Genomic DNA, 2,500 nt, shown 5'->3' on the forward strand with positions numbered 1-2,500 from the left:
TGGTTGCGGGGATAGGATTTGAACCTATGACCTTCAGGTTATGAGCCTGACGAGCTACCGGGCTGCTCTACCCCGCGCCAATTTTGTCCTGATCGGTTTTTTTCATCGTTTCGGAGAGATAATGCGTTTCTTACCAGGTCTGGCGGTGACCTACTCTCCCACGTCTTGAGACGCAGTACCATCGGCGCAGCGGCACTTAACGGCCGAGTTCGGGATGGGATCGGGTGTTTTGCTCGCGCTAGGGCCACCAGACCAGGAAAGAAACGCTCAGCGTCGCCCCGTTTGTGCGGGGTGATATTGTCCAAGGATGCTTTGGAGGAAGGAGGGTAATCCTGCTTCTTCCGGATCAAATCAAGCCTATCGAGCCATTAGTACCGGTCAACTGAATGCATTGCTGCACTTACATCTCCGGCCTATCGACGTGGTGGTCTTCCACGGCTCTCAAGGGAGACCTTGTTTTGAGGGGGGCTTCACGCTTAGATGCCTTCAGCGTTTATCCTGTCCGTTCATAGCTACCCAGCACTGCCGTTGGCACGACAACTGGTCCACCAGTGGAACGTCCACCCCGGTCCTCTCGTACTAGGGGCAGCTCCTCTCAAGTCTCCAACACCCACGGCAGATAGGGACCGAACTGTCTCACGACGTTCTAAACCCAGCTCACGTACCTCTTTAAATGGCGAACAGCCATACCCTTGGGACCTGCTCCAGCCCCAGGATGAGATGAGCCGACATCGAGGTGCCAAACGATGCCGTCGATATGGACTCTTGGGCATCATCAGCCTGTTATCCCCAGCGTACCTTTTATCCGTTGAGCGATGGCCCTTCCACTCGGGACCACCGGATCACTATGGCCGACTTTCGTCTCTGCTCGACTTGTCAGTCTTGCAGTCAGGCTGGCTTCTGCCATTGCACTCAACGACCGATTTCCGACCGGTCTGAGCCAACCTTCGCGCGCCTCCGTTACTGTTTGGGAGGCGACCGCCCCAGTCAAACTACCCACCACGCAGGGTCCCGGACCCGGATAACGGGCCGCGGTTAGACATCAAGAGTGCGAAGGGCGGTATCTCAAGGATGGCTCCACGAGGACTAGCGTCCCCGCTTCAAAGCCTACCGCCTATCCTGCACATCGCAATCCTGATGCCAGTGCGAAGTTGTAGTAAAGGTGCATGGGGTCTTTCCGTCTAACCGCGGGAAGTCTGCATCTTCACAGACAATTCAATTTCGCTGAGTCCACATTTGAGACAGCGGGGAAGTCGTTACGCCATTCGTGCAGGTCGGAACTTACCCGACAAGGAATTTCGCTACCTTAGGACCGTTATAGTTACGGCCGCCGTTTACCGGGGCTTCAATTCAAGGCTTGCACCTCTCCTTTTAACCTTCCGGCACCGGGCAGGCGTCAGACCCTATACGTCGTCTTACGACTTCGCAGAGCCCTGTGTTTTTAGTAAACAGTCGCCACCCCCTGGTTTGTGCCCCCGGCCTCTACTTGCGTAAAAACCGGGCCTCCTTCTCGCGAACTTACGGAGGTATTTTGCCGAGTTCCTTAAATGTGGTTCTCTCAAGCGCCTTGGTATTCTCTACCAGTCCACCTGTGTCGGTTTAGGGTACGGTCTTGTGGAGGGCTATTTCCAGGAACCCCTAAGCAGCCCGATCAATCCGTTAAGATCGAACTACCCTCGGGATCCGTCACCATCTCCTGGCCCAGGAATATTAACCTGGTTCCCATCGACTACGCCTTTCGGCCTCGCCTTAGGGGCCGGCTTACCCTGCTCAGATTAGCTTTAAGCAGGAACCCTTGGACTTTCGGCGACAGGGTCTCTCACCCTGTTTGTCGCTACTCATGTCAACATTCTCACTTCTGATCACTCCACCGGTTGCCTCACGGCCCGGCTTCACAGTCAGAACATTGCCTCCGTTACCCATTGCTGGGCAAAAGAGGCAGCGTTCTATATCACAGAACGCTCCGCTACCACGCACTCTAAAGTGCATCCAAAGCTTCGGCTCGTGGCTTGAGCCCCGTTACATCTTCGCCGCAAGACCTCTTGATTAGACCAGTGAGCTGTTACGCTATCTTTAAAGGATGGCTGCTTCTAAGCCAACCTCCTGGTTGTTTTGGAAGTCTCACATGCTTTCCCACTTAGCCACGAATTGGGGGCCTTAGCTGTTGGTCAGGGTTGTTTCCCTCTCCACGACGGACGTTAGCACCCGCCGTGTGTCTCCCGGATAGTTCTCTTGGGTATTCGGAGTTTGCTTAGACTCAGTAAGGCTGTGGGCCCCCATCATCCATGCAGTGCTCTACCCCCCAAGGAATACGTCCGAGGCGCTACCTAAATAGCTTTCGCGGAGAACCAGCTATCTCCGAGTTTGATTGGCCTTTCACCCCTAGGCACAAGTCATCCCGACCTTTTTCAACAGGTGTGGGTTCGGACCTCCAGTACGTGTTACCGTACCTTCATCCTGCTCATGCCTAGATCACTCGGTTTCGGGTCTGATCCGTCTA

Annotated in this window: 1 tRNA gene and 2 rRNA genes (1 of these 3 cut by a window edge); all 3 read right to left on the reverse strand. The window is 54.8% G+C overall.

The features are described 5' to 3' along the window. Nucleotides 1–77: transfer RNA gene (locus FA740_RS19005), tRNA-Met, on the reverse strand. Nucleotides 78–137: 60 nt separating this feature from the next. Continuing rightward, nucleotides 138–252, reverse strand: a 5S ribosomal RNA gene (rrf, locus tag FA740_RS19010). Between the two features lie 95 nt (nt 253–347). Then, a 23S ribosomal RNA gene (locus tag FA740_RS19015) occupies nt 348–2,500 on the reverse strand; it runs 682 nt beyond the window's last position.

Source organism: Paracoccus hibiscisoli, assembly GCF_005048265.1.
In the GTDB taxonomy this organism is placed as follows: Bacteria; Pseudomonadota; Alphaproteobacteria; order Rhodobacterales; family Rhodobacteraceae; genus Paracoccus; species Paracoccus hibiscisoli.